This window comes from Caballeronia sordidicola, assembly GCF_002220365.1.
GTDB classification, from domain to species: Bacteria; Pseudomonadota; Gammaproteobacteria; order Burkholderiales; family Burkholderiaceae; genus Caballeronia; species Caballeronia sordidicola_C.
In genome coordinates, this window is record NZ_MTHB01000093.1 from 1 (window position 1) to 2,873 (window position 2,873).

Annotated in this window: 2 protein-coding genes and 3 pseudogenes; all 5 read right to left on the reverse strand. The window is 58.7% G+C overall.

Annotation, left to right across the window (positions count from 1 at the left end):
* Positions 1-128: 128 nt before the first annotated feature.
* A pseudogene (locus tag BSU04_RS13960) lies at positions 129-662 on the reverse strand (IS66 family transposase zinc-finger binding domain-containing protein); the annotation flags it as partial.
* Positions 663-878: 216 nt separating this feature from the next.
* A complete protein-coding gene (tnpB, locus tag BSU04_RS13965; RefSeq protein ID WP_089161150.1) occupies positions 879-1,229 on the reverse strand; it encodes an IS66 family insertion sequence element accessory protein TnpB in 351 nt (116 codons plus the stop codon).
* Positions 1,205-1,633, reverse strand: a complete 429-nt coding sequence (gene tnpA / locus BSU04_RS13970) for an IS66-like element accessory protein TnpA (RefSeq protein ID WP_089161151.1) — start codon at positions 1,631-1,633, stop codon at positions 1,205-1,207. The genes tnpB and tnpA overlap by 25 nt, the downstream gene beginning before the upstream one ends.
* Before the next feature lie 111 nt (positions 1,634-1,744).
* Positions 1,745-2,380 (reverse strand): annotated as a pseudogene (gene istA, locus BSU04_RS13975) (IS21 family transposase); the annotation flags it as partial.
* A gap of 110 nt (positions 2,381-2,490) precedes the next feature.
* Positions 2,491-2,873 (reverse strand): annotated as a pseudogene (locus tag BSU04_RS13980) (Mu transposase C-terminal domain-containing protein); the annotation flags it as partial.

The window sequence follows — 2,873 nt, forward strand, 5'->3', positions numbered from 1 at the left end:
AACGACGTCGACGATCCATTCTGATGACCCTCACTCGGCAGTAGGTGCCGGTAACGGCCCCTACTCGTTGACGCTCCTACTCAACCTTGTGCCGCCGTTTAGTGCCGGATTTGCGCCGCCGCTAACACCAGTGCCGCTTCGGTGAACAAGCCCTTCGGGATGATGCGCAAACGCGCCGGCGTAACCTTGATGCCTTGGTCGCACTGCGAGCACGCGTACTTCACGCGCTCGTGACGAATCACCCGTACTTGCTGGGGGATGATGTCGAGCTGCTCGCTGACTTCGACGCCGATCTCGACCAATGTCGTGCCATCGTTCGGGCAGGTACGTTCCGATTCCGGCAATTCGTAGCGGATCACTTCACGCGGCAGCGCCGGATCGAGCGGCTTACGACCGGGCTTCTTGCGTTTGTGACCCGCCACCTCGGTTTGAGCTTCGTCAGTTTGCGCCGGCAAAGTCGCGGTGGTGGGCGCCAGCGCTTCGGCTTCGTTCAGAAACAGGTCCCGCTGCTCGGCAGTGCGTGCTTCGCTCTTGGCGCCGAACAACTGACGCTGAAACGCTTTGAGCTGTTCCTTGAGCAGGTCGCGTTCGACCTTGGTCACCCGTAGCTCGCCGCGCACCAATTCATGCTCGGCAAGTACCGAGTCTCGGTCAGCAAGCATCGCGTCGCGCGCCGCGAGAGCCGCATCACGCTCAGCGATGAGCGCGGCGAGTGCGTCGGCGGTGATCGAGTGGGGTTGGTGAATGTCGCGGGCCATGGCGTAACAATAGCCAATCGCGAGTGCCCGTAGGTATACGGGAATTTGTAACTATCTAACCGGCGTCTCATGAAGGCGACAGGCGATGCACGAGACGCGTTCATGAGACGAGTGCGTTGGCTAACTCGCGCGCGCGTAGTGCCGTGCCGAATGCTTCTTCATGGCCGCTAGGTTGATACCGTCGAGCAGCCAATGCAACTGCTCAACCGTCAGTTCGAGAACCGCCGCCTCGCGGGGCCATGCGAAGCGATCTGCCTCCAACCGTTTCATCAATAGCCAGAAACCCGAGCGATCCCAGAGCAACAACCGAACGCGATCGCGGCGCTTATTGGTAAAGGCATAGACCGTCGGGGCAAAGGGATCGAGCCCCAGGGCATGCTCAACTAGCGCGACCAGTCCGTTGATCCCTTTGCGACCGTCCACCGCATCGCGATGAAGCAATACCTTCAGCTCTTCGTCGAATCGGAACATGGCAATGTACTCAGCGCTTGTAGTAGTGACAGCACCTGATCGTCACGGGCATCATTTAGTTCGATTTTCACTCCGTTAGGCAATCGGACTTGCAGCCGAGGCACCGCCTCCTTCGGCCGCTCTTGTCCGGCAATCACGGGTATGAACGCAGCCAGCGTCGGCTTCACAGTCTTCGACGCCGGTACGATCGCGGTGCCATCGCCCTTTCTTTTATAAGCGCTGACCCACGAACGCAGCAAATTCGCGTTCAGCCCGTGTTCCAACGCCAAGCGTGCGACCGATACGCCCGACACCAGGCAGGCCTCGATCAGTTCGCGTTTAGCCTGCGGATCGTAACGGCAGCGACCGTCTTGTTTGCGACCGACGACCAGTCGCGCTTTTAACTCTGAGTTGATATCAGTCATATGTGTCCACGATGAATTTACGTGGACACATATTCACCACTGAGGCAGGCAAATGCTAGGACGCCGATAAAGGACCGCTTACGAACGAGTAAATCGTTAAATAATTGTGGGTAATCGTGAGTTGCCTTTACGGGGGACCTTGTCGACCGCCGTTCGCATGTTGTCATAGATACCGCGGCGCGCCACACCACCGAGTGCTTTGAACGCCCGTGTGTGCACGTCAAAGAGCATCTCGTGGCCCTGGCTGAAGTACGCCGTCAACCAGAACGCTCTTGAAGCGCAAAGCTTCGTATGTGCGACCTGTAACTTGCGATACATCCCACCGATCACCAAGCCTTCTTCGCTCCAGTCAAACTGAAACGCTTCGCCTAACGAGAAGTGCAGCGGTACAAACGCGTTTGCTGAAATCGACTTGCCTTCGGCGACTCGCCACGTCCGGATAAAATCAGTCACCCGCGAATAGCAGCCGTCATAGCCGGCGGCCTGAAGCTGCTCAAACAGCGTCCATGTCCTGCGCCGCTCCTTCCTCGGGCGCAGCGCGTCAACAACCAACGCCTCGATGAGCTTCTCGTGAAACGGCGTCAGCTTGGTTACCCGCTCCGCGCGTTCGTACTTCGGTTTCTGCGCGGTACCTTCTTTTAAATACTTACGAATTGTGATGCGCGACAAACTCGTCAGCCGCGCGATCTCGCGCACCGACTTGTCCTGGCGGTGAAACATCCGCCGTACTTTGCCAATCATGGTCATCGGGAGCATCCTCTAAACCTCTGCTTCTAAAAGCAGCAGGTTAGGCTGGTTGCCCGGGTCACTTTTAAGTCGGCGAGACCCTCATAAGTGGTCTACTTTTAGGTCGGCGTCTACACCATGCCCTCGGCCTCACGATGTGCGGCCCATCGTCGGGCCACCAAGTTGCGGCCTGGCGGTGTCGTGCCTGTTTCTACGCATCTGCGCCGGATTTCGAGCGTCAGGTCGGTGAGTGGATGAGCCAGCAGACGCTGCCTGGGAAGCCACGTAGTGAGCACGTCGTCGACGATCAATTCTGTCCGGGCACCCAGGCGCCGGCTGCCGGCTTTGGGGCCACGCTCACGCGGTCTGACCGCACTGATAACGGGGTCTGCCAGAAATCGCTTCCGCAACCGATAGACCGTCGTCCAGTGCACGTTGAGCAGTCCTGCTGCCTGCAGTGCCTGGGCCTTCGAAAGAGGTTGGGTTCCAAGCGGGCGAAGTATGCGGGCGATGA

What these genes read in the sequence shown, in the direction of transcription:
- tnpA (WP_089161151.1), bottom strand. Translation starts at nt 1,633, where the DNA reads ATGACTGATATCAACTCAGAGTTAAAAGCGCGACTGGTCGTCGGTCGC.
- tnpB (WP_089161150.1), bottom strand. Translation starts at nt 1,229, where the DNA reads ATGTTCCGATTCGACGAAGAGCTGAAGGTATTGCTTCATCGCGATGCG.